Below are 22,563 nucleotides of genomic sequence, written 5' to 3' on the forward strand. Positions count from 1 at the left end.
GCGTCAGGCCGGCGAACCGGGGATGCGAGGGAGGGTGGGCGAGACGGGGCACCGCCTCACTCCGCCGCCATCGGCACCGGGGTCGGGTGCGGGTTGGCGGTGTAGCGGTCGATGCGCTTCTCGATCTCGGGGCGGAAATGCCGGATCAGGCCCTGGATCGGCCAGGCGGCGGCGTCGCCGAGCGCGCAGATCGTGTGGCCCTCGATCTGCTTCGTCACGTCGAGCAGCATGTCGATCTCGCGCTTCTGCGCCCGGCCCTCGGCCATGCGCAGCATCACGCGCCACATCCAGCCGGTACCCTCGCGGCACGGGGTGCACTGGCCGCAGGACTCGTGCTTGTAGAAGTACGCGATGCGGGCGATCGTCGCGACCATGTCGGTCGACTTGTCGAACACCATCACGGCGGCGGTGCCGAGACCCGACTTCAGGTTCTTCAGCGTGTCGAAGTCCATCGGCGCGTCGATGATCTCGGCGGCCGGCACCAGCGGCACCGAGGAGCCGCCGGGGATCGAGCAGAGCAGGTTGTCCCAGCCGCCGCGCATGCCGCCGCAATGCCGGTCGATCAGTTCGCGGAAGGTGATGCCGAGCTCTTCCTCGACGTTGCACGGCTTGTTGACGTGGCCCGAGACGCAGAACAGCTTGGTGCCGGTGTTGCCCGGGCGGCCGAGGCCCGCGAACCAGGCGCCGCCGCGGCGCAGGATGGTGCCCGCCACCGCGATCGACTCGACGTTGTTCACCGTCGTCGGGCAGCCATAGAGGCCCATATTGGCCGGGAACGGCGGCTTGAGCCGCGGCATCCCCTTCTTGCCCTCCAGGCTCTCGATCAGCGCCGTCTCCTCGCCGCAGATGTAGGCACCGGCGCCGTGGTGGACGTAGATGTCGAAGGGGTAGTCGTGGACGTTGCTCTCGCCGACGAGGCGGGCGGCATAGGCCTCGTCCACCGCGCGCTGGAGTGCGTGCTTCTCGGCGACGTACTCGCCGCGGATGTAGATGTAGCAGGCATGCGCACCCATGGCGAAGCAGGCCAGCATGCAACCCTCGATCAGGAGATGCGGGTCGTGCCGCATGATCTCCCGGTCCTTGCAGGTGCCCGGCTCGGACTCGTCGGCGTTGACCACGAGGTAGTGGGGCCGGCCATCCGACTTCTTCGGCATGAAGGACCACTTCAGGCCGGTGGGGAAGCCGGCGCCGCCGCGGCCGCGCAGGCCCGATTTCTTCATCTCCTCGATGATCCAGTCCCGGCCCTGCTGGAGCAGGAACTTGGTCCCGTCCCACGCGCCGCGTTTCTTCGCGGCCTCGAGACCGGGAGAGTGGAGACCATAGAGGTTGGTGAAGATCCGATCCTGATCGGCGAGCATGGCGATCGTCCTACAGGCCTGCTGTGAAGGGAAAGTACGTCATCATTGTCAGGACTTCGCCGTCGGCGCCGGCGCATCCTTGCCGTCGGTGGGCTTGCCGTCCGCGGCAGCCTGCGCGGGCGCCGCGGCGGCCTTGCTCTCGGTGGCGCGGCCGGCGTCCGGGCGGGCCGCCTTCGGGTTCGTGGCCGCCGCGGCCTCGGTGCGGGTCTTCTCGCCGGTCGTGTCGGCGCCCTGCTCCTTCAGCCCCTCTTCCTCGAAGCGCTTGCGCCAGGCGCCGACGCGCGAGCCGTCGAACAGCGTCTCGTCCTGGAGCGTCGTGACCGCGTCCTTGGGCTCGGAGGAGGTCCGGCCGATCTGCGACCCGATCTTCACCGGGCGGCCGGCCGCGAGGTCGTCCATCAGCTTGCCGAGGGACTCAGGCGTGAGATCCTCGAAATAGTCGTGGTTGATCTGCGCCATCGGGGCGTTGCAGCACGCGCCCAGGCACTCGACCTCGAGCCAGGAGAAGTTGCCGTCCGGGCTGACATGGCCCGAGGGGCCGAGCCGCTCGTGCAGGTACTGCTTCAGCTCGCGGGCGCCGCAGACATCGCAGGGAGCCGTGCCGCAGACCTGGATCCAGTAGCGGCCGACCGGCTCGAGGGCGAACATGGTGTAGAAGGTCGCGACCTCCAGCACCCGGATATGCGGCATGCCGAGCTGGTCGGCCACCGCCTCGATCGCCTTCTGCGGCAGCCAGCCGCCATTCTGCTCCTGCGCCTTCCACAGGAGCGGGATCACGGCCGAGGCCTGGCGCCCCTCCGGGTACTTGGCGATCTGCCCCTTGGCCCACTCGGCGTTCTCAGGCGTGAACGCGAAGCTCTCGGGCTGCTCGGATACGGGGGCGAGTCTGCGGTTGGCCATATCTCAAACGTCTCCGACTGGCGCGGGCGCGAGCCCCCTCACCGGTCCACCTCACCGAACACGATGTCGAGCGTGCCGAGGATGCACGACACGTCCGCCAGCATGTGGCCGCGGCACATCCAGTCCATCGCCTGGAGGTGGGCGAAGCCCGGAGCGCGGATCTTGCAGCGATACGGCTTGTTGGTGCCGTCGGCGACCAGGTAGACGCCGAACTCGCCCTTGGGCGCCTCGACCGCGGCGTAGACCTCGCCGGCCGGGACGTGGAAGCCCTCGGTGTAGAGCTTGAAGTGGTGGATGAGCGCTTCCATCGAGCGCTTCATCTCGCGCCGCGGCGGCGGCGCGACCTTGCCGTCCTGCGTGGCGATCGGCCCCTGGCCGGCCGGCTCGCGCAGCTTGGCGATGCACTGCTTCATGATGCGCACCGACTGGCGCATCTCCTCCATGCGGATGACCTGGCGATCGTAGGTGTCGCCGTTCTTCCCCACCGGGATGTCGAACTCCATCTCGGCATAGGCCTCGTAGGGCTGCGACTTGCGCAGGTCCCACGGGATGCCGGAGCCGCGCACCATCACGCCCGAGAAGCCCCAGGCCAGCGCCTCCTCGACCGACACGATGCCGATATCGACGTTGCGCTGCTTGAAGATGCGGTTGGCCATCACGAGGTCGTCGAGGTCGTCGACGATCTGCGGGAAGGTCTCGCAGAAGGCCTCGATGTCGTCGATCAGGCTCGGCGGCAGGTCCTGGTGGACGCCGCCCGGCCGGAAGTAGTTGGCGTGGAGACGAGCGCCCGAGGCACGCTCGTAGAAGATCATCAGCTTCTCGCGCTCCTCGAAGCCCCAGAGCGGGGGCGTGAGGGCGCCGACATCCATCGCCTGCGTGGTGACGTTGAGGAGGTGCGACAGCAGCCGGCCGATCTCGCAGTAGAGCGTGCGGATCAGCTGGGCGCGGCGCGGCACCTGGATGCCGAGCAGGCGCTCGATGCCGAGGCAGAAGGCGTGCTCCTGGTTCATCGGCGCGACGTAGTCGAGCCGGTCGAAATAGGGCGTCGCCTGGAGGTAGGTCTTGACCTCGATCAGCTTCTCGGTGCCGCGGTGGAGCAGGCCGATATGCGGATCGACGCGCTCGACCACCTCGCCGTCCAGCTCCAGCACGAGGCGCAGCACGCCGTGCGCCGCCGGGTGTTGCGGGCCGAAATTGATCGAGAAGTTGCGGATGCTGTGCTCGCCCATGTCGGCTCAGCCTTTCGCCGGTGCCTTGTCGGCCTTCTCGTCGCCCGGGAGCACGTAGTCGGTGCCCTCCCACGGGGACAGGAAGTCGAAGTTGCGGAATTCCTGCGTCAGTCGCACGGGCTCGTAGACGACCCGCGCCTCGTCCTGGTCGTAGCGGACCTCGACGAAGCCGGTGAGCGGGAAGTCCTTGCGGAGGGGGTGGCCCTCGAAGCCGTAATCGGTGAGCAGCCGGCGCAGGTCCGGATGGCCCGAGAACAGGATGCCGTAGAGGTCGTAGGTCTCGCGCTCGAACCAGTTCGCGGCCGGGAAGACCGGGATCGCGGACGGGACCGGCGTGCGCTCGTCGGTCTGCACCTTCACGCGGATGCGCCGGTTATGGCGCATCGACAGCAGGTGGTAGACGACGTCGAAGCGCTTGGCCCGCGCCGGGTAGTCGGCGCCGCAGATGTCGATGAAGGTCGAGAAGGCGCAAGCGGGATCGTCCCGCAGATGCGTGAGCACCCGCAGGATCTCGGATCCCTCGACGATCAGGGTCAGCTCGCCGAAGGCGATCGCCCGGTCGGTGATGGCGGCGCCCAAGGTGGCGGCAAGCGTGTCGGACAGGGCCTGGAGGGCCGCGTCGCCCTGCTCGCTCTGGGTATGGGCGCGGATGGTGATGCCGTTGCTCATGGGATCCCCGCCTCAGCGCTCGATGGTGCCGGTGCGGCGGATCTTCTTCTGCAGCAGCAGAACGCCGTAGAGCAGGGCCTCGGCGGTCGGCGGGCAGCCCGGGACGTAGATGTCAACCGGCACCACCCGGTCGCAGCCGCGGACCACCGAGTAGGAATAGTGGTAGTAGCCGCCGCCGTTGGCGCAGGACCCCATCGAGATGACGTAGCGCGGCTCCGGCATCTGGTCGTAGACCTTGCGCAGCGCGGGCGCCATCTTGTTGGTCAGCGTGCCGGCGACGATCATCACGTCGGACTGGCGCGGCGAGCCGCGGGGAGCGAAGCCGAAGCGCTCGCAATCGTAGCGCGGCATCGACATCTGCATCATCTCGACGGCGCAGCAGGCCAGACCGAAGGTCATCCACATCAGCGAGCCGGTGCGGGCCCAGGTGATGAGGTCGTCGGTGGTGGTCAGGAGGAAGCCGCGATCGGCGAGCTCGTCGCTGATCGTCAGGAAGGTCGGGTCGTTGGCGCCGATCGGCTTGCCGGTGGCGGGATCGAGGATGCCCTTCGGCTGCGGCGCGATCGCGGGGGCGCGGACGGTGGTGAGGGACATGGCGGGGTCCGGTGCTTCTCGTCTCGGGGGCGGCTGCGACGGTCTAGGCTTCTAGTCCCACTCGAGGGCGCCCTTGCGCCACTCGTAGACGAAGCCGACGGTCAGCACGCCGAGGAAGAGCATCATCGACCAGAAGCCGAACCAGCCGAGATCCCCGAACGTGATCGCCCACGGGAACAGGAAGGCCACTTCGAGATCGAAGATGATGAACAGGATGGCGACGAGGTAGAAGCGCACGTCGAACTTCATGCGCGCGTCGTCGAAGGCGTTGAACCCGCACTCGTAGGCCGAGAGCTTCTCCGGGTCCGGGCTGTTGTAGGCCACCAGGAACGGGGCCACGAGGAGCGCCGCCGCGATGAAGAGGGAGACGCCGATGAAGATCACCAGCGGCAGGTAATCCGACAGGAGGCCGTTCATCGAGCATCCTCAAGGGTTGGCGCGAGGCCTTGGTGCGGGCCCGCGCCGCGGGGGCCGCCGGGGCCGTTCTCGGAACGGTTCCAAAGCCCGGAAGGTGCGCGAGGCTTAAACGAGCGAGTATGACGAAACAAGGGGCGTTCGCACCGCACAAAGCGCGAACGTCAATCCGACACATAGGGTGGCGTCCCGAGCGCACAACGCCGGGAAGCCCGGGTCCGCCGGGGAGTATCGTCGCAGGCCCCTCCCCTTCCGGGGCGTTTGCCGCCGCCCGGGCGGTTTTCCGGATGCGGTGGCCGTGCTGCGGTGCAGTATGGGACGTCAGCCGTCGGAGAGGATCAAGGCCCAGAACCGCTTGTAGCGGCTCCCGGGCGCATCGACGCGGGCGATGCCGACGCGCTTGACCTGCGGCATCAGCATGTTGCGGTTGTGCTCGGGCGAGACCTGCCAGCGCTTCAGCACCTCGTCGAAGGTGGCCGAGCCGGCGCTGAGATTCTCTGCGGCGTAGCGGCCGCCGAAGCCGGCGCGCTTGAGGCGCGCATCGAAGGTGCCGCCGACCTCGTGCGAGAGCTGGCCCGCCCGGGCATTGGCCCCGGCCTGGTAGGAGGCGGCGCGGATCAGCGAGGAATCGACCACCACCGGCCCGAGGCCGTGGCTGGCGCGGTAGCGCGAGATCGCGGCGGCGGCGGCGGCCTCGTCGAGGATCACCGGCGTGGTCGGCAGGTCGGGCGCCGGCAGGATCGCCGTGCCGCTGCATCCGGCGAGCGCCAGGGCTCCGGCGGCCAGGCCCCCGGCGAGGAACGTCGTCGCGAGGCCGCGCCGCGGGACACCTGCCACGTGAGAGGCGGGAACCGTCGAACGGAACGGATGCGACATCGTCTTCACTCAAGCCCTGGACAAGCGGCGCCCTGCGCGACGGCGCCACCTGTCGGGCGATTGTGGAGATTTTCGGGGCGAGGGCCAGCCTCACGCCGCCCGTAAAGTCGCGAGGAAGCGGTGGACCTCGGCGCCGATGCTGGCCGATTGCCGCGCGACGGTGTCGGCGGCTTCCAGCACGTGCCGGGCGGCCTCGCCGGTGGCCTCGGCGTCAAGGGCCAAGCCCTCGACCGATCCGCTCACCTCGGCGGTGCCGGCGGCGGCCTGCGCCACGCTCGACACGATCGCCTGCGTCGCCCCGACCTGCGCCTCGACCGCCGTGGCGACCCGGGCCGAGACGCCGCTGATGGCGCGGGCCTGCGCCGCCACGTCGCCCATGGCGGCACTCGCCCGGCGGGTGGTGTCCTGGATCGCCGCGACCTGGGCCGAGATCTCCTGCGTCGCCCGGTCGGTCTGGCCGGCGAGCTGCTTGACCTCCGCCGCGACGACCGCGAAGCCGCGGCCGGCCTCGCCCGCCCGGGCCGCCTCGATCGTCGCGTTCAACGCCAGCAGGTTCGTCTGCGCGGCGACCCCGGCGATGACGGAGACCACGTCGCCGATGCGCGACGCGGCCTCGCCGAGGCTCTGCATCACGAGCGCCGTGCGGTCGGTCCCGGTCACCGCGTCCTTTGCCATCGCGGCGGCCTCGCGCATTCCGGCGCCGACCTCCGCGATCGACCGGCCGAGGCCTTCGGCGGCCTCCGCCAGTCCTCCGGCCTCGCGGGAGGCGGCGGCGGCGGACGCCGCGGCGGTGCCGGCCCGGGCGGCGGCCTCGGCGGCGGTGCCGGACATGGCGCGAGCGGTCGCGTCGAGGTCGCGGGCCGCATCGTCGACCTGCGCCAGCACGTCCGCCACCGCGGTCTCGAACGCCCGGACCTCCTGGCTCATCTGCGCGGCGCGGCGGGCCTGCGCCTCGCTGGCGTCACGCTCGGCCGCGAGCGCCTCGCGCTCCCTCAGCACGACCCGGAAGCCGTCGATGGCGCGGGCGATTCGCCCGATCTCGTCGCGCCGCGCGGTGCCGGGCACCGCGACGTCGTAGCGGGACGCGGCGAGCGCCGCAGTCGCCCCGGTCAGGCCTTCGAGCCCGCCGACGATCGAGCGCCAGCCGAGCACGCCGAACAGGCCGACGCCGACGAGGGCGGCGCCCGCGATGGCGCAGAGCCACAGGGCGTGGCGCCAGAACGCCGCGTCGATGTCGTCGATGTAGACGCCGGTGAAGATCGCGAGCTTCCACGGCGCGAAGCCCTGGATGTAGCTCAGCTTCGCGACGTGGGCGGTGCCGCCCGGGCGGGTGAACAGGTAGCGCAGGGTGCCGGGCGTGCCGGACCGGGCGATGTCGGTGATGGCCTTGACGAGGAGCATGCCGCCCGCGTCCTTCAGGCCGCTCATGTCCTTGCCGATCCAGTCGGGCTTCGGCGGCATCACCAGGGCGGTGCCGGAAAAGTCGTAGACCGCGAGGTAGTTGTCGCCCTCGTAGCGCATGTCGTTGGCGCGGGCGGAGAACTGCGCCATCGCCGCGTCCCGCGTCAGCGTGCCGGCCTTCACCTGCGCCTCGAGGCTCGTGGCCGCCGCGAGCGCCACGTCGGAGAGGGCGCGCATCTTCGCCACCCGCTCGGCCATCAGGCTGTCGTGGTTGGCCCGCAGGGCATAGGCCACCACCGCACCGAAGCCGATCACCGCTGCCATCATCATGACGGCGAATTTCCGGCTTACGCTCATGTTCGACCAAGACATCGTCGATCCCCGACCTTTCGGGGGGACCTTGGGGCAGCGATGCTTGATATTGCCTTAGCGTCAGTTCCGCACCGCAGCACAAAGTCAGGTGTCAGCGGCTGATTGGAAACCGGAACGGCCCGTGTGGTGAGTGGCGCGGGCGACGGGGCTCGAACCCGCGACCTCCGGCGTGACAGGCCGGCACTCTAACCAACTGAGCTACGCCCGCGCGGCGTGCTCGCTTCACCATGCAGCTTGCGCTGACATTCTCAACGAAGAGAATGGCGCGGACGACGGGGCTCGAACCCGCGACCTCCGGCGTGACAGGCCGGCACTCTAACCGACTGAGCTACGTCCGCACATGGCGCTTTGCACTACAGAAACGCCTTTTCCCTTGAAGAGAATTGGCGCGGACGACGGGGCTCGAACCCGCGACCTCCGGCGTGACAGGCCGGCACTCTAACCGACTGAGCTACGTCCGCCCGGCGTCTCGCAGTGCTGCGATGGCTGCGGTTTATGGGGAGCCCCCTACCCTGTCAAGCCGCCGGCTCAGGAAAGTCGGAAGGGGGTCGGCCGACGCCTCGGGCGAGGCATCTGCCCCCGCCCCTGCCCATCCCCTGCGCCTGCGTCGCGCAGGAGACACCCTGCATGCGAAGCCTCGCTGCGCAGTCTTGCACTCGCGCCTCAGGCCCCTTAACGATGCCGACACCCGGGCGGTTAGCTCAGTTGGTAGAGCATCTCGTTTACACCGAGAGGGTCGGCGGTTCGAGCCCGTCACCGCCCACCATATTGATTCGCTTCATTTTTTTGGCGTTTTTCGACGCCGTGAAGGAAGGCCATTATCTGGTCTTCCCCCAGATATCCCCCAGATTGACCTATTTTGTGCGGCGCACAAAGGTGCGATATCGCCCGCGAGCGAGCATGTCAGCGTTGTTCTGCATGAAGCTGCCGAGCCGCAGATGTGCCGGGTTGCAGCAAATTGGATTGTCGCAGGAGTGAAGGACCAGGCGGAGGGCGCCACGCACCACCACGCTTCCGCTCGCAAGGGAGAAGGCGATCCTGTGCGTCCCTTCGAGGCGCCCGCCGATCCTCATCCGACCGTAGCTATCACCGTACGTAGCGCCAGACCAAGGCCAGCACTCGCCCCCTGCGCCCCGGTTCCTGACGCGCCGCCAGAACCTGCTGGCCTCACCAGGCGTGACCGGAACCACCTCATCGAAGCGTTGCGCTGTCATCAAATCCTCCGCCGGCCTGACACCCCCTCGACCACGCCGCGAAGATGCTCGGGAGCGTGGTGGCCATAGACCCCCTCGACAATCTTCTCCGTTGTCCCAAGCGCGCCCGCGATCAGGCTGAACCGCGCCCCGGACTGCACCGCCCAGGTCGCGAAGGTATGGCGCAGGATGTGCGGCGTGACCTCCGGGCCGAGCCCGGCCGCCTCCCGAGCCGTGTGCCAGGACCGCCGCATGCGGTCGATTGGCAGCCCCTCGAACTCGACGACGTTCGCGACGCTCTCGCGCTGCCACCGCCTCAGATGGGCCTGTAGCCGCCGCGATAGCGGGATCGGCGTCCTCCGTTTCGAGCTCTCCCCCTCCCCCGTGCCGCGCCGGTAGAGGATGCCAGCGCGCAGGTCGACCCAACCCGCCGACGGGCTCGGCAGCCACTTCAGCTGCAGGATCGCGTCGTGCCGGGTGCCGGTGTAGAGTCCTACCAGGACGAACCGAGCGACGTGCCGGGTCTTGCCCTGCGCCTCGCCGGTCCGCCGCCAGATCTCGCGACCGGTGACCGGGTGGCGATCGACCAAACGGAAGCCGAGCGCAGCCCATAGCAGGCGCGCGGCCTCGGACCGGGTCAGCCAGCGGTCGCGCGGCGGCGCCTTGTCCGGCAGCTTCACCACCACCGGGTAGAGGAGCTTGTGCTCCTTGTGCGCGTAGCCGAACGCAGCGCTCATGACCTCAAGCTCGCGCCTGGCGGTCTGGGTCCCGACCCGCGGTGCCGTCTCCGGGTCCTTGTAGCGGGCCTGGGGCATGGCGATCCGCCAGCGGACATACGCCGAGCAGACGTTCGGCGTCGCGTGCGCGACCATCTTCCCGTCGAAGAAGTTGATGAGGTGGGGCAGCGCGCTCCAGACCACGTCAGGCCGCTTCGTGTCGGCCGCGCGCTCGTCGGCGTAGAGGCTCAGGATGTCCGTGATGAGGACGCGAGCGGGATCACCTCCCCCGAAATCAGGCTTGTGCTTCCGGGCGAGGTATTCTTGCAGCGCTCTTTCAGCCGCTTCACGCTCTCCATAGCCGCAGCCCGTGCTGTGCTCGTCGGAGCCGTCGCGGATGCACCAGCGGTCCTCTCGCTTGCGGTAGTAGAGGCGGGCACCCTTGCTGGGACGAGGCATGCGTCGATCATCCGCCTGATATCGGCCCGCGTGGTGAACTGCTTGCCGGCGATTTTGAAGACTCGGAGCCGACCACGGGCGCTCTCCCGGCGCAAGCTGGCCGCGGTGATCCCCGAACTGGCCGGGAAGCACTGGGCCGCCGCGATGTCGAGGCGCAGCGGGGTATCGTCGGTGATCTCGGGTTCGGTGCGGACGGGGCGCGGCATCCTCACCTCTCCCTTTCAGCAGCAGAGACCGGGCCGCGAGCCGCCCGCCACTCGACCAGCGGTATCCCGAGCGGCACACGCCTGTGGCCGCGCGCCATCGGGTGGCCTGGATGGACCTGGGCGAGGATCAGAGCGGCGATCAGGCGGCGGTTCGTCACTGTGCTCTCGCCAATGAAGAGGCGTGTGCAGCGGATCGCGGAATCATGCAGACAAATCGCTGATCTGACGCAGCTTTTGCCAGAGAGAGGCCTGAAATCAGGCCTGTGGAATCACTCCCCTTCAAGGCGGCCGCGAGGTGCTGGAGGTACTGACCACCTGCGCACATCAGCTCGAATTCCTCGCTTTCCCGGGCGTAGAACTCAGCCAGAGCGAAAAGCCCCGCCCGAGTGGTGGGCGTGACCGTGGTCAGCGCCTGGAAGGCTGCCGAACTCGCGTCGGCAGCGGCGTTGGCACGGCGCACCTGCGCATCGTCGTCCTCGTCGAGGCCCGAGAGCGCTGCAGAGTGAGCCGCCTCGGCGCCCTCCGCCGCGGCGATGGCCGGGAAGACCGGGTCCGCCTCGAACGCCTCGACCGGCCAGCAGGTGCACGCCAGCACCGTGAGATCGGCGACGCGGACCTGGGCGGCGCCGTAGGTCGGCTGATGGGCCTCGGCGAACGCGGCCTCCTCGGCGAGCCACCAGCGCAGATGCTCGAGGAGCTTCACCGCACCGGCGGGCGTGGTGCAGGCCGTCGACACCAGGGCATCGCCGGCCTCGCGATAGGCCTCTTCGGCGAGGATGGCGGCCTCACCCTCCTCGGCGACCTGGAAGGCATCGTAGGCGGCGCGGTGGGTGGTGATCGCCGCGAGGATGGGATCGGGCGCCGTCATGCCACGCTCCTGCGGTTGAGGTAGTGGGCACCGGCCGTGTCGAAGTAGCGAGCGACCAGCAGCAGGAGCAGCGCGGCCGTGGTCTTGCGGCCGTAATGCGAGCGAGCGAGGGCAAGGACGGCGCCGGGGCGCCAAGTGTGGTCAGGGCGCAACCCGTGGCTCGCGGCAGCCAGGACGGTCGTCCGAACCTCAGGATCCGCCAGCAGGGCGTCCAGCTTCGCGAGCTGCCATTGCCGGCCGAGGCAGTCCATGGCCGTGGTCACGCCAGCCCTCCATCCGGAATGCCGGTGGTGAACACCTCGGGCTTCAGCTCGGCCGCACGGGCCCAGACTTCCGTTACGACCTCGTGGCCGAGCAGTTGCTGGGCGGCGAGGATGAAAGCTCGCCGCCGGCCGTCCTTGGCGGAGGTGGCGGCCAGGGTGTCGGCCGCGTGCGCCTGGTCCCGCTCGGCCCGGCGGAGGATGCCGATCCGCTCTTGCAGCCGAGGGCGGATCCGGCGCTTGCGCTTGTGCGCGGTGGTGGCGCGTCGGCGCCACTCCGGGTCTGCGCCGCGCAGATCGGCGGCGGACAGTTGGTCCTCGACCCTCGGTGGCCTCTGCGACTACCTGATGGTTCGGGCCGCCACCACCGAGCCGCTGACGGCAGAGGGCGCGGCCGTCTCGCGCCTGGCGCTCGTAGAGATCGTCGCCGTCTACGGCACCACCGACCCCCTGAACTGAACCCTGAGGAGAGAACCATGGCTCGCGCCCGCGGAGCGAACGCCATCATGGCGGCTGCCTTCGAGACCACCTATGGCGTCCCGCCGGTCAGCGGCTTCCGAAAGCTGCCCTTCGTCTCGTCGAACCTCGGCGAGGAGCAGGGCCTGATCGCCAGCGATCTGCTCGGCTACGGCCGGGAGCCGCTGCCACCGACCCGCGACGTCGTCAACAACGACGGCGACGTGGTCGTGCCGATCGACCTGCGCAATTTCGGCAACTGGCTGAAGCTGTTCATGGGCGCGCCGTCGAGCACCGATGCCACCGGCGTGCGAACTCACGTCTTCACCTCCGGCGCCGTTGCGCTGCCGTCGATGACGGTGGAGGTCGGCCTGCCGGAGGTGCCGAGCTACGGTCAGAACTTCGGCGTGCGCGGCAACACCATGCGGGTGCAGATGCAGCGCTCCGGCCTGCTCACCGCGACGCTCGGCCTGATCGCCCAGGGCGAGAACAAGCTGGGGGCGTCGGCCGCCGGCACGCTGGCGGAGGCCAGCGTGGAGCGGTTCAGCCCGTTCCAGGGCGCCATCACCCGGGGCGGCCAGCCGCTCGGATCCGTCGTCTCAGCCGACTTCACCTACTCGAACAATCTCGACAAGGTCGAGGTGATCCGGGGCGATGGCCGCATCGAGGATGCCGACCCCGGCATGGTCATGATGTCCGGCAACGTGACAGTCCGGTTTGCCAACACCGTCCTCCTCGACCAGGCCACCGCCGGCACGCCGGTGGAACTCACCTTCGGTTGGGTCACCGACGCGGCGCGCTCGCTCGTGTTCACGGCACACGCCGTCTACCTGCCGCGCGCCAAGACGCCGGTGACTGGCCCGAACGGGGTGCAGGCCACCTTCGCGTGGCAGGCGGCGAAGGACATGACGCTCAACAAGACCGTCACCGCCACGCTCATCAACAACGTCGCGACATACTGAGCGCGGTACGGGCCGCGCCTCGGGTAGCAAATCCCTTGCCCTCCGGGGTCGGCCCTCGGTAGAACGGCATGCCTCCGCGATTGCGGGGATGAGAGCATGGAAGGTGTCCGCACCTGCCGTGCGTTAGCTTTGCTCGCTACGCTGAGCGAAATCCCCCGCGGGCCTGGGGATCGTGGCGAGATTGCCGACAGGCAAGATGATCGCAGGGCGGCGCCCGATCATTTCTTTCTCCGCGAGGAATAATGCTCAAGCTTTCTCAGCCCGGCGAGCCGTTCTGGCTCGACGTCCTGCCCGGCGTCCGTGTCCGCTTCCGGCCGATCACCGTCGCCTCGATGCTGGTCGCCCGGGAGGCGGTCGGCAAGGTGTTCCGCGGCGAGGACCAGGACGACGTCGGCGCGCGCGCCAACATCGCCCTCGTGCGCGAGCTCGCCCGCCGCGGCATCGTGGAGTGGGAGGGCATCGGCGATACCGAGGGGCGGCCGATTCCGGTCACGCGCGAGGCCGTCGATCTACTGATGGAGAACTGGCCGGCCTACGACGCAATCGACAACCTATACGTCGCGCCGGCCCTCGCGAGGGACGCGGAAAAAAACGCATCGTCGAGCTCGTCCGCTGGCACTTCGGTGGCGGCGCCGGATACTGCGACGCCTGCGGCGTAGAGTGCGAGGCCTGCCCGTACCGCGAGCACGCACCCGCCACGGATGACGGCCTGACCGCCTGGGCGGTCATCCGGCGTTGCGGTGGGCAGGTTCGGGCCGGCATGGGCGCCCCCTACGCCCTCGACTTCGGCGCCGTGCTGGCGCTGGCCGACGCCATGGGCGCGACCTCCGCGCTCCTCGCCGACGTCCTGCCGCACGTCGAGCCCGTCATCGTGAAGGCCTACCAGGAGCAGAGCGAGAATGCCGACTAGCGTCGCCATCCGCCTCGGCGTCGAGGGGGGGCCGAGGTCAAGCGCGTCCTTACCGAGACCGGTCAGGATGGCCAAGCCGCCTTCCAGAAGATCGCCGCCGCCAGCGACGCGGCCGGCGCGGCTGTCGATCGGCAGACCGCCAAGTTCCAGCGGCTGGCGGCAGCGGCTCGCGAGGCGGAGACGCAGGCCCGGGCGCAGGCCAACATCAACGCCGTGCTCGGCGTCAGCCAGGGTTCGAGCGGGGCCGCGCGCGATTCGGCCTCCGTATTCGAGCTGCAGGCGCGGGCGGCCGAGGAGGCGGCGCTCCGGACCGAGGTGCTGTCGCGCGAGGTCGCGACGCTGCAGAGCCGGTTCGACCCGATGGCGGCGGCCGGCGCCCGCTACTCGGCCGCGCTGGCGGACATCGCCCGGGCGGAGGAGATCGGTGCCCTATCGGCCAACAAGGCGGCGGCGGCGCGCCTCGCAGCGGTGCGCTCGTTCGAGGACAGCACCCAGCGCCTGGAGCGCGCCGGCCTCGCTCAGAAGGCCAGTGTGCAGGCAGCGGTCAACGGCCAGCTGATCGTGCCGAACCGGGGCGCGGACGTCGCGGCCTATGGCGACGAGCTCGACCGGCTGCGGGCCAAGTACAGCCCGTTGTTCGCCGCCCAGCGCGAGTACCTGGGGCAGCTCGCCGAGATCCGGCAGGCGGTGCGGACCGGTGCCCTGACGCAGGCCGAGGGTGCGGCGGCGATCCAGGCCACCAAGGACGCCTTCGCACGGCAGGTGGTTGATCAGCGCGCCCGCGGCGATGGCCGGCTCACCGGCAGCCAGGCGCAGAACTTGCTCTATCAGGGCACCGACATCGTCGCCTCGGCGGCGAGCGGCATGTCCCCGCTCACTATCCTGTTGCAGCAGGGCGGCCAGATCGCGCCCGTCTTCGCCGGGCCCGGCTCGGCGAGCATCAAGGGTGCAGTCGGCCAGGCCACCGAGGCGGTGACCGGCTTCGTGTCCCGCATCGGCCTGGTGGGTGGCGCGATCGGCGTGGTGACGACCGCCGCGGTTGCCGGCACCGCCGCGGTGCTGTCCTACCAGAACTCGATGCGCGAGACCGAGCGCGCATTGGCCGGTGCCGGTCGCGCGTCGGGCGCCAACGCGGTGCTGATCAATGTGGCAGCCCAGGCGGCAGCGGCTTCGGGCGAGGTGTCGGTCCGGCAGGCGCGGCAGTTCTCGGCCGAATATGCCAGCACCGGACGTGTCGGCGTCGAGATGTACGCCAGCCTCGCCCGGACCGTGCGGGACTACGCCGCCAGTACCAACCAGGACGTAGCCGACGCCAACGGCGATCTCGCCAAGGCCTTCGGCAACCCGGACCTCGTCCGCGGGCTCGATGCCCTGAACGAGAAGCTAGGCTTCCTCGACGATCGCACCCGCGAGACGGTCCGTCGGCTCGCCGAGCACGGCGACCGGCTCGCCGCCCAGCGGGTGGGGTTCGACGCCTACGCGGCGGCCCTGACCAAGGCGATCGAGCTGACCGGGGCCTTCGGCGACAAGACCTCGGCGTTCGGCCGCGTGTTCGGCAACGTCTGGGACATGGTCGGCGAGAAGCTGGACAAGGCGCTGACCGGCGGCTCGCTGGACGAGCGGATCAAGGATCGCCTCGCTCATCTCCGCCGGCATCACGGGCACGACGCTGCTCGCCGGGACGCTGCTCATCAACGCGCTGATCCCACCCCGCGCCGACGCCAAGGAGAAACCCAGCTATTCCATCCAGGGCCTCCAGAACCAGCTGACGCCCGACGCCCCGGTGCCGCTGATCCTGGGCAAGATCCGGTTCGCGCCGCCCTACGCGGCCACGCCCTACACCCAGGCGGTGGGCGATGAGCGCTACGTGGTCGCCGCGTTCCTGATCGGCTACGGCCCGGTCGCGGTGCGCAACTGGCGCATCGGCGAGACACCCATCGAGCGGTACAGCGACATCACCCTCGAAACGCGCCTCGGCGGAGCGGACGACGAGCGGTTGACGCTCTACCCGCAGCAGGTGCTCGAGGAGGCGCTGTCCGTCGCGCTCAAGACCGCGCAGCTTCCGACCGGCGGCCCGCAGATCCGCACCACCGCCTCGGACTGCACCGGTTGCGAGATCGACATCACCAGCACAGGCATCTATCAAGTCAACAAGGATGGGGCCTACCAGAATTTCACGGTCAATATCGGCGTCCGTTACTGCAAGTCCGGCACGAACGACTGGCAGCCCGGCCCGCTTATCAGCATCACGTCGAACAAGGCGAAAGCGCTTACGCGCACGACGCCGATCACCTTCCCGGAGCGCGGTCGCTACGACATTGAGTTGACCCGCACCACGACGGATTGGGACGAGGCGGACCAGTCCTCGAAGACGATCCAGCGCCACGGCACGACGGTCTGGTCCGTGCTGCGCTCATTCCGCCCCGAGTACCCGATCGACTTCCCCCAGCCTTTGGCGCTGGCCGCATGCCGGATCCGTGCGACCGGGCAGCTCAACGGCACGCTCGACGCGCTGAACGCCGACATGGCCTCTATCTGCCCGGACTGGGACGAGGCGAGCGGCACCTGGATCGGGCGCGAGACCAACAATCCGGCCAGCCTGTTCCGCTACGTGCTGACCGGCCCGGCTATCGCCTATCCGCTGACCCTCGCTGAGGTCGGCGCCCTGGAGGAGTGGCACCGGTTCTGTGTCGCCAAGGGCCTGACCTACAACCGGGTCCACGACTACGAAGCCAGCGTCCTCGAGGTTCTGGGCGACATCGCCGCCGCCGGCCGGGCCAGCCCGCACGACACCGGCGAGGTGTGGCAGGTCGTGATTGACCGGGCGCTGTCGGTGGTCTCGGCCCACATCAGCCCGCGCAACTCCTGGAGCTACCAGGGGAAGCGGCCCTACGCCGTGTTCCCGGACGCCTTCCGGGTGTCATTCTTGGACGAAACCAACAGGTTCGCGAAGGCCGAGAGACTGGTGCCCTGGCCGGGGCATAGCGGCGACATCCGCGTTACCGAGAAACTGGAGATGCCGGGTGTCACTAACCCGGACATGGTGTGGCGTGAGGCGCGCAAGCGCCAGTACGAGCTGATCCACCGACCGGACACCCACACGACCAACCTCGACTGGGAGGCGCTGACCATCCGCCGTGGCGACCGCGCGCAGCTGAGCCACGACGTGCTGGAGAGCACGATGATCTCCGGCCGCGTGACGGCGGTCACGTCGGTGGGCAGCAGCGTCATGGTCTACCTCGACGAGCCTGTGACTATGGAGGCGGGGCAGGCCTATGCCGTCCGCTTCCGGCGCGCCGACGGGGCGACGCTGCTGAGGACCATCGCCACAGTGCCAGGCGCGACCCACGCGGTGATGCTGACCGGCGTTGGCGATGTGCCGTCAGGGCCAAGCGAGGATGATCCGTCGGGCGAACTCGCGATGTTCGGACCAGCCCTGCGCGAGAGCTTCCCGGTGACGGTGAAGGGATTCGAGGCGATGGAGGACTTCGCCGCCCGCTTGACCCTGATCGACCACGCCGCGGAGATCGAGGCGCTGGTGGACGCCGAGGTGCCGCCGCCGTGGAGCGGTCGAGCCGGCGGCCCGGCGCAACAGCAGGCCGGAACGCCCCTGGCGCCGATCATTGATAACGTGGTCTCGGGCGTGCTCGCCTCCGATGCAGCGACCCCGACGAATCCGGTCCCTGTGGTTGTGCTGGTCCGGTCGCCCCCGCTCGAGACGCTCACCATCGCGTCGTTCGAGATGCGCCACCGCAAGATCGGGTCCGGCACATGGATGTCGGCGCCAGGCGCAGCGGCTGCCGGAGCGGTGGTCCTGCCCGGCTACCAACGTGGCGACAGTATCGAGTTGCAGGCCCGGGCGATCTCGACCCTCGGCACGCCCGGCGACTGGTCAACCCCGAGCCTGACGCATCAGGTTGCCGCTACAGATCCGGCCGCGCCCTCGGCGCCCCAGTCCCTCACGGCGGTGCAAGTCGCCGGCGCCCCTTCGCTCACCATCCGCGCGACCGCCACCTCAAGCGCCGACCCGAACAGCACCGCCACCCGCCTCTACATCGCTGCCGGCGCCAGCACTCCATTCTCAGCGGCGACCGCCTACACCGCTGACCAGGCGAGCGGCCCGAATACGACTCTTCCTCCCCGCGACCTGACCACTCTGCCGAACGGTACGGCGCTCGCTGCCGGCACCTATCGCCTCTGGGCGACGGCGCTCGACGGCAACAGTCCGCCTGTCGAGAGCATCCCGTTCGGGCCGGTCTCCGTCACGCTCTCCTGATCCGCGGCCCGCCGGGCCGTCTCTCTTCCGATCCATCCCGACAGGGTGCCGTTGCCGGCGCCCTCTCCAGTGCTGGGAAATCCCTGAATGGCTGGTGGCATCACCTCTGGCATCCGCTCGACGAACCTTTCGCTGGACGATGCCAACCCGGCCGTCGAGGTGCTCATTCACGCTGACGTGGGTGGGCAGCGACTGCTGAGGCGGCAGACGCTCGGTATCTTCGTCGCGCAGATCCTGGCGTTGGCGGGTGCTGGCACTCCAAGCGCACCCGCGGTTCTCGCCGTTCTCTTGGCGCGGGGGTTCACCCTTGGCGCCGACGGCAATCTTCACCTGACCCAAGCCGACGCGGATCTCGTCGCCGAGCGCGTGCGGGCCATGGCGGCAGAAACCCCGATCATTGGCCGCTTCACGCGTCCGCGATCCGTGTTCAGCCGCCCGCGGTTGTCCTCTAACGGCGACTGGTTTGGGGCCGACACCTTCGATGGCCTTACCCTGGTCTGGGTTCCCGAGCGGGCCGTGCTCCACCCGGCCGCGATCCAGACCTATCTCCTCGCCGCTCCCAACGTCGCGACTGTGCGGCTCACGGTCTACCGTCGCGCGGTCGGGGCGAGCCTCGATAACACCGCGCCGGGCACGGCTACGGACGACGCGGTCGTGTTCCAGACGTTCTACGCGATCGGCGACCTGTTGGCCGACCCGCTGCTGGCCCATGCCCAGATCGCCACGATGCCGCTGCGAGGCATCGCAGGCGTGCCCGACATGCCGGCGGCCTATCCTGCTTACGGCTACATGGTGACCCTCGAGGGTCGCACATCGGGCGATGGACCCGCCTATCTCGGCATCGCCCGCGGTCAAGTGCCACCGGCCAATGCCACGGCCCGGTACCGTGGCTGGGCCCGCCAGCCTGGAGGCGCCTGGTTCCCGTTGGGCGATCCCAATGCTTGGCCCTTCGTGATGCACGAGGCGGTCGGCGCCGAGCCGGACGAAGCCGCTCGGCCCTTGGTGCTCACGACGACGCCCGCCGAGCAATTGCAGCGCTTCTGGCCCTATACCGGCACCCCCGTAGCCCAGGTCGTGATCCCGGAAAGCGTGATCGAGCACGCTGGGCAGACGGCCCACATCTCGCGGCAGCTCGTCGTATTTGCCCGGCCGGCGGAGGGGCCTGTTACCGACACCATTGGCGTGCAGCCGTTCGAGATCCCTCTCAGCCACCAGTACGTCTCCGGGGTGCAGGTGCGCCGACAGGATAACAACGCCCTCCTAGTCGATGGCGTAGATTACACCATCAACTATCGTCGCGCGTCGATCCTCGGCCTCAAAAGCGGCGTTGTATTCTGCAATGTGTCCTACACTGGACGCGCCACGCGCTTCGACATCGTCTGCGTCGATCCAAAATCAGGCGCCGTTTCAGTGGCGGCCGGCACGCAAAGGCCCGCGGATGCCGGAGAATTCGTACCAGATGTCCCGCTTGGTCTGGTCCCGCTCTACGGCGCCTTCGTGACCCGGAGCGACGGCGTCGATCTCGTTCCGCTCCAGAGTAAGGTTGATGTCCGGCTCAAGGGACTGCCGTGGCGCGAATACAGCCGGCAGCGCCTTCCCGGACTGATCCAGGCCATGCGGACCGGTCGCACAATCCGTCTGGCCGTCTACGGCGACAGCATCACGGAGCAGGGCGGCGGCGGGTCGGGACCGAGCTATTACACCGTGCCCAACGGTACCTACCGGGACACGGCACTCCAGAGCCAGGGCGGCTATTACTGGACCGGCCGCATCGGCGCCGACGTGGTCAATGCCTTGCCGGCCTACGACCAGGGCGACGGCAATTCCCGGCACATCCGGGTTGGGTGGGGGTGGCGCCTCAAGGAGGCGATCGAGGCGGCATCTGCCTGTACCGTCATCCACGATAACTGGGGTGTCGGCGGGACGGACGCCAGCCAGACCGAGCCGAACGGCAACTACCCGCCACGTATCAACGCCCTGATCGCCAGCAATCCGGATGTCGTGGTCATCTGCTTCGGCATGAATGAGCTGGGCGGTGTTTTCACCTACTTGCGCATCCGGGCCATGATCCAGACCCTCCGAGCAGGAGGCGCCGAGGTGATCGTGATGGGCGTCCCGCTGATCGCGACCTCGAACAGCGTCAACTCGGTCGACGAGTGGCGCGAGACCAATCGCCAAGTCGAGCAGGCAGCCCTCGACGAGGATGCCGCCTACATCCCGGTCGCCGCCTACGTCGATCCCGACAGCCCGGTCCCGCTCGGCGGGATGTCGCGGCGCGCGGTCAGCACCACCAACGGCATCAACCACGACGGCCCGTACATGCTTCGTCAGTACGGCAATCTGCTCGCCAGTGTCGTGCGGGGGCTCTGACGATGCTCGAAATCACGTATGTCTCCCTGGCGCCGTCTGGGGTCGCCACCCCCCTGGGCGGCACCGTCCTAGCGGTCACTTCGGTCCCCACCCCAACCGGATCTCAGCCGGTCGCGCCGTCGCCTTCCGGGCTCCTGGTCACATCGATCCGCTCGGATGTCTGGGCCCGGGTCGATATGGCGGCATCACCGGCCCCGGATGCATCGCCTGATGCGATGATCGTGGGACCTGGACAGCCCGTCGAGTACCGCGGTCGCGCAGGCCAGCGGATCGCCGCCATCCTCGGGCGGTTTCCTGATACGGGCGATCCAACCAGCGTGCCCCTGTCGTCAACCGGCGGCCTTAAGCAGGCCCCGGACGGGCTGGCGGTAGACCGCACCGTGGTCATGACCGTGGGCGACAGCGCGGCATTCACGTCGAGCTATCTTGCTTGGATGAACAGCCTGCCTGTCGCGTCCAGCAATCCCGACGATCCTGCTCCGGTCCCAACCGGCCAGTTCTACAAACTCGGCCCTGGCGGGCCGGTCGTCATCGCGCAGTGATGAGGTCTCTCTTGCGTACCCCCGTCTGCTCATCGCGGCGCTGCTGGCGCTCGCGCCGTCCTTGGCGCTCGCTCAAGGCGCCCCTGCTCCGATCCGGCTCCCTAAGGGGAGCACTGGACCGGCGGACGATCTGACCCTGGCGCCGACCGACAGCGGCGCCCTGCGGCGCTCGCTCGCGGCGGTGTTTCGTGATCTCCCGGTCTACCCGCAATCGTTCGGCGCGGTCTGCAACGGGGGCGCGGGCGGCTCGAACGACACGGCCGCATACCAGGCCGCGGCCAACGTCGCGGTGCTGTTCGGCCGCGCCCTGCATCTCGGTGGGGCGGGTCTGTGCATCACCACCGCACCGGTCACGCTCTCGAAGCCGATCCCGCTGCGCGGCGACGGCGAGGCGGTCTGCACGCTGGTCGGTCTCCACAACGGCCCGATCCTCCAGATCGCCGCGAATGCCGCGGCGCCCTCGCAGGTCGAGGTCTCGGGCTGCACGTTCCGGCACCAGAGCGCGGCTCCGGCTGCCTACAACGCTACACGCGCAATCAAGATCACCGGTGGCAACTACGTCTCTTACGCCAGGTTCTCCAATCTCACGACGCAAGGCTTCTACGCCGCGTTCGAGGTAGCCACGGGAACGCAGACGACGGATTACGGCCAGGAAAATCTCACCGCCTGGACATCATGGGATCGCATCACGATCCTGTCCGGCGCGCGGGGCGCGCATTACGGCTGGTACTACCCGGCCGGCTCGGGCACGGGCAACACCTACACCAATATCAAGACCGGGATGTCGGACGCAGACTCGGCCATCTTCCGCTACGAAGGGACAGGTGCCGTCGTCGGCGACATCCTGATCAATCAGTGCCACTGCGCCGGCAACACCAACGCCGTCGGCGCCTCGCTGATCTCGATCGGCCCGGGGACCGTCTATCGCAGCTCCATCAGCGTCGTGAATTCGCAGATGGATAGCGGCATGGGGGCGGTGTTCGACTTCTCCCCCGATGGGGTGCCGTATTTCGGGGTCCGGCTGATCGGCACCAACATCGCAAACGGCATCGTCGTCAACAAGAACAACGCCCAGATGATTGCCTCGACTGTCACGGGCGTGCTCGCCAACGATTTGCGTGACGGCATTTTCAAACAGGTTTCGGCCTCGCCTAATCTCGCTGTGCCGGTATTCAGGATCAGCGTCGGCAAGGCAATGGACGGGCTCAACTTCGCGAGTCTATTTTGTGAGGTGGTGGCAACCGGCGTAATCCCCAACGTAGGCCCGAGCGTCACCCGGGCAACGGTCGCCCTGTTCAACGCGGGTGGCACGGTCTCGGCCACAGTCGGCACGCCCGAGCGGCTACCGTCGACCGGATTTGATGTCTCTGCAAGCGCGAGCGGCAGCGTCGTGACGGTCAACACGGTGTTCCCGTCGGGATCGGGCAGCTCCGGCACGAGTTTCGACGCGCAGGCGCGCTGCACCGGCGGCGCGGCGGCCTCGCTCTCACCGCTTTAGCGCCTCGCGCGCATCTTTTCGCAGCAATCTGGAG

Annotated in this window: 19 protein-coding genes, 4 tRNA genes and 1 pseudogene; 10 read left to right on the forward strand and 14 right to left on the reverse strand. The window is 68.9% G+C overall.

Annotated features, from left to right (window positions below; genetic code table 11):
- Positions 1–56: 56 nt before the first annotated feature.
- From nuoF to F1D61_RS23775, 11 genes and pseudogenes are all read right to left on the reverse strand, one after another.
- A complete protein-coding gene (gene nuoF / locus F1D61_RS23725) occupies positions 57–1,358 on the reverse strand; it encodes an NADH-quinone oxidoreductase subunit NuoF (RefSeq protein ID WP_048425441.1) in 1,302 nt (433 codons plus the stop codon).
- Between the two features lie 51 nt (positions 1,359–1,409).
- Positions 1,410–2,258: pseudogene (gene nuoE / locus F1D61_RS23730) on the reverse strand (NADH-quinone oxidoreductase subunit NuoE); the annotation flags it as partial.
- A 38-nt stretch (positions 2,259–2,296) separates the two neighbouring features.
- The gene (locus F1D61_RS23735) at positions 2,297–3,487 is read right to left on the reverse strand and encodes an NADH-quinone oxidoreductase subunit D (protein WP_203154536.1); all 1,191 of its coding nucleotides are present in this window, start codon (positions 3,485–3,487) and stop codon (positions 2,297–2,299) included.
- A 6-nt stretch (positions 3,488–3,493) separates the two neighbouring features.
- Positions 3,494–4,156: an NADH-quinone oxidoreductase subunit C gene (locus F1D61_RS23740; RefSeq protein WP_203154537.1), complete on the reverse strand. Its 663-nt coding sequence runs from the start codon at positions 4,154–4,156 to the stop codon at positions 3,494–3,496.
- A gap of 12 nt (positions 4,157–4,168) precedes the next feature.
- Positions 4,169–4,750, reverse strand: coding sequence for a NuoB/complex I 20 kDa subunit family protein (locus tag F1D61_RS23745; protein ID WP_203154538.1), 582 nt, complete (start codon positions 4,748–4,750; stop codon positions 4,169–4,171).
- 51 nt (positions 4,751–4,801) lie between these two features.
- Positions 4,802–5,167, reverse strand: a complete 366-nt coding sequence (locus F1D61_RS23750) for an NADH-quinone oxidoreductase subunit A (RefSeq protein WP_048453080.1) — start codon at positions 5,165–5,167, stop codon at positions 4,802–4,804.
- Positions 5,168–5,485: 318 nt separating this feature from the next.
- Positions 5,486–6,040, reverse strand: coding sequence for a CAP domain-containing protein (locus F1D61_RS23755; protein ID WP_203154539.1), 555 nt, complete (start codon positions 6,038–6,040; stop codon positions 5,486–5,488).
- A 90-nt stretch (positions 6,041–6,130) separates the two neighbouring features.
- Entirely contained in the window at positions 6,131–7,771 is a 1,641-nt protein-coding gene (locus F1D61_RS23760; RefSeq protein ID WP_203154540.1) for a methyl-accepting chemotaxis protein, read from the reverse strand.
- A gap of 173 nt (positions 7,772–7,944) precedes the next feature.
- Positions 7,945–8,021: transfer RNA gene (locus tag F1D61_RS23765), tRNA-Asp, on the reverse strand.
- Between the two features lie 53 nt (positions 8,022–8,074).
- Positions 8,075–8,151: transfer RNA gene (locus F1D61_RS23770), tRNA-Asp, on the reverse strand.
- Between the two features lie 46 nt (positions 8,152–8,197).
- A tRNA-Asp gene (locus tag F1D61_RS23775) sits at positions 8,198–8,274 on the reverse strand.
- A 229-nt stretch (positions 8,275–8,503) separates the two neighbouring features.
- Here F1D61_RS23775 and F1D61_RS23780 point away from each other — a divergent pair.
- Positions 8,504–8,579: transfer RNA gene (locus tag F1D61_RS23780), tRNA-Val, on the forward strand.
- Positions 8,580–9,026: 447 nt separating this feature from the next.
- Here F1D61_RS23780 and F1D61_RS23785 read toward each other — a convergent pair.
- The 3 genes from F1D61_RS23785 to F1D61_RS23795 all read right to left on the reverse strand — a co-directional run bounded on the left by F1D61_RS23785 (position 9,027) and on the right by F1D61_RS23795 (position 11,518).
- Positions 9,027–10,181, reverse strand: coding sequence for a site-specific integrase (locus tag F1D61_RS23785; protein WP_203154541.1), 1,155 nt, complete (start codon positions 10,179–10,181; stop codon positions 9,027–9,029).
- A 360-nt stretch (positions 10,182–10,541) separates the two neighbouring features.
- Positions 10,542–11,255, reverse strand: coding sequence for a hypothetical protein (locus tag F1D61_RS23790; RefSeq protein WP_203154542.1), 714 nt, complete (start codon positions 11,253–11,255; stop codon positions 10,542–10,544).
- Positions 11,252–11,518: a hypothetical protein gene (locus tag F1D61_RS23795; RefSeq protein WP_203154543.1), complete on the reverse strand. Its 267-nt coding sequence runs from the start codon at positions 11,516–11,518 to the stop codon at positions 11,252–11,254. Before F1D61_RS23795 ends, F1D61_RS23790 begins: the two co-directional genes overlap by 4 nt.
- 237 nt (positions 11,519–11,755) lie before the next feature.
- Between F1D61_RS23795 and F1D61_RS23800 the strand changes: the two genes are divergently transcribed.
- The 9 genes from F1D61_RS23800 to F1D61_RS23840 all read left to right on the forward strand — a co-directional run bounded on the left by F1D61_RS23800 (position 11,756) and on the right by F1D61_RS23840 (position 22,529).
- Positions 11,756–11,974, forward strand: coding sequence for a hypothetical protein (locus F1D61_RS23800; protein ID WP_203159386.1), 219 nt, complete (start codon positions 11,756–11,758; stop codon positions 11,972–11,974).
- 17 nt (positions 11,975–11,991) lie between these two features.
- Positions 11,992–12,933, forward strand: coding sequence for a phage tail tube protein (locus F1D61_RS23805; RefSeq protein WP_203154544.1), 942 nt, complete (start codon positions 11,992–11,994; stop codon positions 12,931–12,933).
- Between the two features lie 242 nt (positions 12,934–13,175).
- On the forward strand, positions 13,176–13,592 hold the full coding sequence (locus F1D61_RS23810) for a hypothetical protein (protein ID WP_203154545.1): 417 nt from the start codon (positions 13,176–13,178) through the stop codon (positions 13,590–13,592).
- Between the two features lie 101 nt (positions 13,593–13,693).
- On the forward strand, positions 13,694–13,843 hold the full coding sequence (locus tag F1D61_RS23815) for a DUF7697 family protein (protein ID WP_203154546.1): 150 nt from the start codon (positions 13,694–13,696) through the stop codon (positions 13,841–13,843).
- Between the two features lie 213 nt (positions 13,844–14,056).
- Positions 14,057–15,703, forward strand: coding sequence for a phage tail length tape measure family protein (locus F1D61_RS23820; RefSeq protein WP_246775495.1), 1,647 nt, complete (start codon positions 14,057–14,059; stop codon positions 15,701–15,703).
- A complete protein-coding gene (gpJ, locus tag F1D61_RS23825) occupies positions 15,627–18,119 on the forward strand; it encodes a TipJ family phage tail tip protein (RefSeq protein ID WP_203154547.1) in 2,493 nt (830 codons plus the stop codon). The genes F1D61_RS23820 and gpJ overlap by 77 nt, the downstream gene beginning before the upstream one ends.
- Before the next feature lie 87 nt (positions 18,120–18,206).
- Complete coding sequence (locus tag F1D61_RS23830) at positions 18,207–20,489, forward strand: SGNH/GDSL hydrolase family protein (RefSeq protein ID WP_203154548.1); 2,283 nt, start codon at positions 18,207–18,209, stop codon at positions 20,487–20,489.
- A gap of 2 nt (positions 20,490–20,491) precedes the next feature.
- Positions 20,492–21,031: a hypothetical protein gene (locus tag F1D61_RS23835; RefSeq protein ID WP_203154549.1), complete on the forward strand. Its 540-nt coding sequence runs from the start codon at positions 20,492–20,494 to the stop codon at positions 21,029–21,031.
- Between the two features lie 61 nt (positions 21,032–21,092).
- The gene (locus tag F1D61_RS23840; protein WP_203154550.1) at positions 21,093–22,529 is read left to right on the forward strand and encodes a hypothetical protein; all 1,437 of its coding nucleotides are present in this window, start codon (positions 21,093–21,095) and stop codon (positions 22,527–22,529) included.
- Positions 22,530–22,563 lie beyond the last annotated feature (34 nt).

Origin of the sequence: Methylobacterium aquaticum (genome assembly GCF_016804325.1) — a bacterium.
Taxonomy (GTDB): Bacteria; Pseudomonadota; Alphaproteobacteria; order Rhizobiales; family Beijerinckiaceae; genus Methylobacterium; species Methylobacterium aquaticum_C.

Excerpts from the sequence above, each read along its gene's own strand:
- nuoF (WP_048425441.1), bottom strand. The coding sequence starts at position 1,358 with ATGCTCGCCGATCAGGATCGGATCTTCACCAACCTCTATGGTCTCCAC.
- F1D61_RS23735 (WP_203154536.1), bottom strand. The coding sequence starts at position 3,487 with ATGGGCGAGCACAGCATCCGCAACTTCTCGATCAATTTCGGCCCGCAA.
- F1D61_RS23740 (WP_203154537.1), bottom strand. The coding sequence starts at position 4,156 with ATGAGCAACGGCATCACCATCCGCGCCCATACCCAGAGCGAGCAGGGC.
- F1D61_RS23745 (WP_203154538.1), bottom strand. The coding sequence starts at position 4,750 with ATGTCCCTCACCACCGTCCGCGCCCCCGCGATCGCGCCGCAGCCGAAG.
- F1D61_RS23750 (WP_048453080.1), bottom strand. The coding sequence starts at position 5,167 with ATGAACGGCCTCCTGTCGGATTACCTGCCGCTGGTGATCTTCATCGGC.
- F1D61_RS23755 (WP_203154539.1), bottom strand. The coding sequence starts at position 6,040 with ATGTCGCATCCGTTCCGTTCGACGGTTCCCGCCTCTCACGTGGCAGGT.
- F1D61_RS23760 (WP_203154540.1), bottom strand. The coding sequence starts at position 7,771 with ATGATGATGGCAGCGGTGATCGGCTTCGGTGCGGTGGTGGCCTATGCC.
- F1D61_RS23785 (WP_203154541.1), bottom strand. The coding sequence starts at position 10,181 with ATGCCTCGTCCCAGCAAGGGTGCCCGCCTCTACTACCGCAAGCGAGAG.
- F1D61_RS23790 (WP_203154542.1), bottom strand. The coding sequence starts at position 11,255 with ATGACGGCGCCCGATCCCATCCTCGCGGCGATCACCACCCACCGCGCC.
- F1D61_RS23805 (WP_203154544.1), top strand. The coding sequence starts at position 11,992 with ATGGCTCGCGCCCGCGGAGCGAACGCCATCATGGCGGCTGCCTTCGAG.
- F1D61_RS23810 (WP_203154545.1), top strand. The coding sequence starts at position 13,176 with ATGCTCAAGCTTTCTCAGCCCGGCGAGCCGTTCTGGCTCGACGTCCTG.
- F1D61_RS23815 (WP_203154546.1), top strand. The coding sequence starts at position 13,694 with ATGGGCGCCCCCTACGCCCTCGACTTCGGCGCCGTGCTGGCGCTGGCC.
- F1D61_RS23830 (WP_203154548.1), top strand. The coding sequence starts at position 18,207 with ATGGCTGGTGGCATCACCTCTGGCATCCGCTCGACGAACCTTTCGCTG.
- F1D61_RS23835 (WP_203154549.1), top strand. The coding sequence starts at position 20,492 with ATGCTCGAAATCACGTATGTCTCCCTGGCGCCGTCTGGGGTCGCCACC.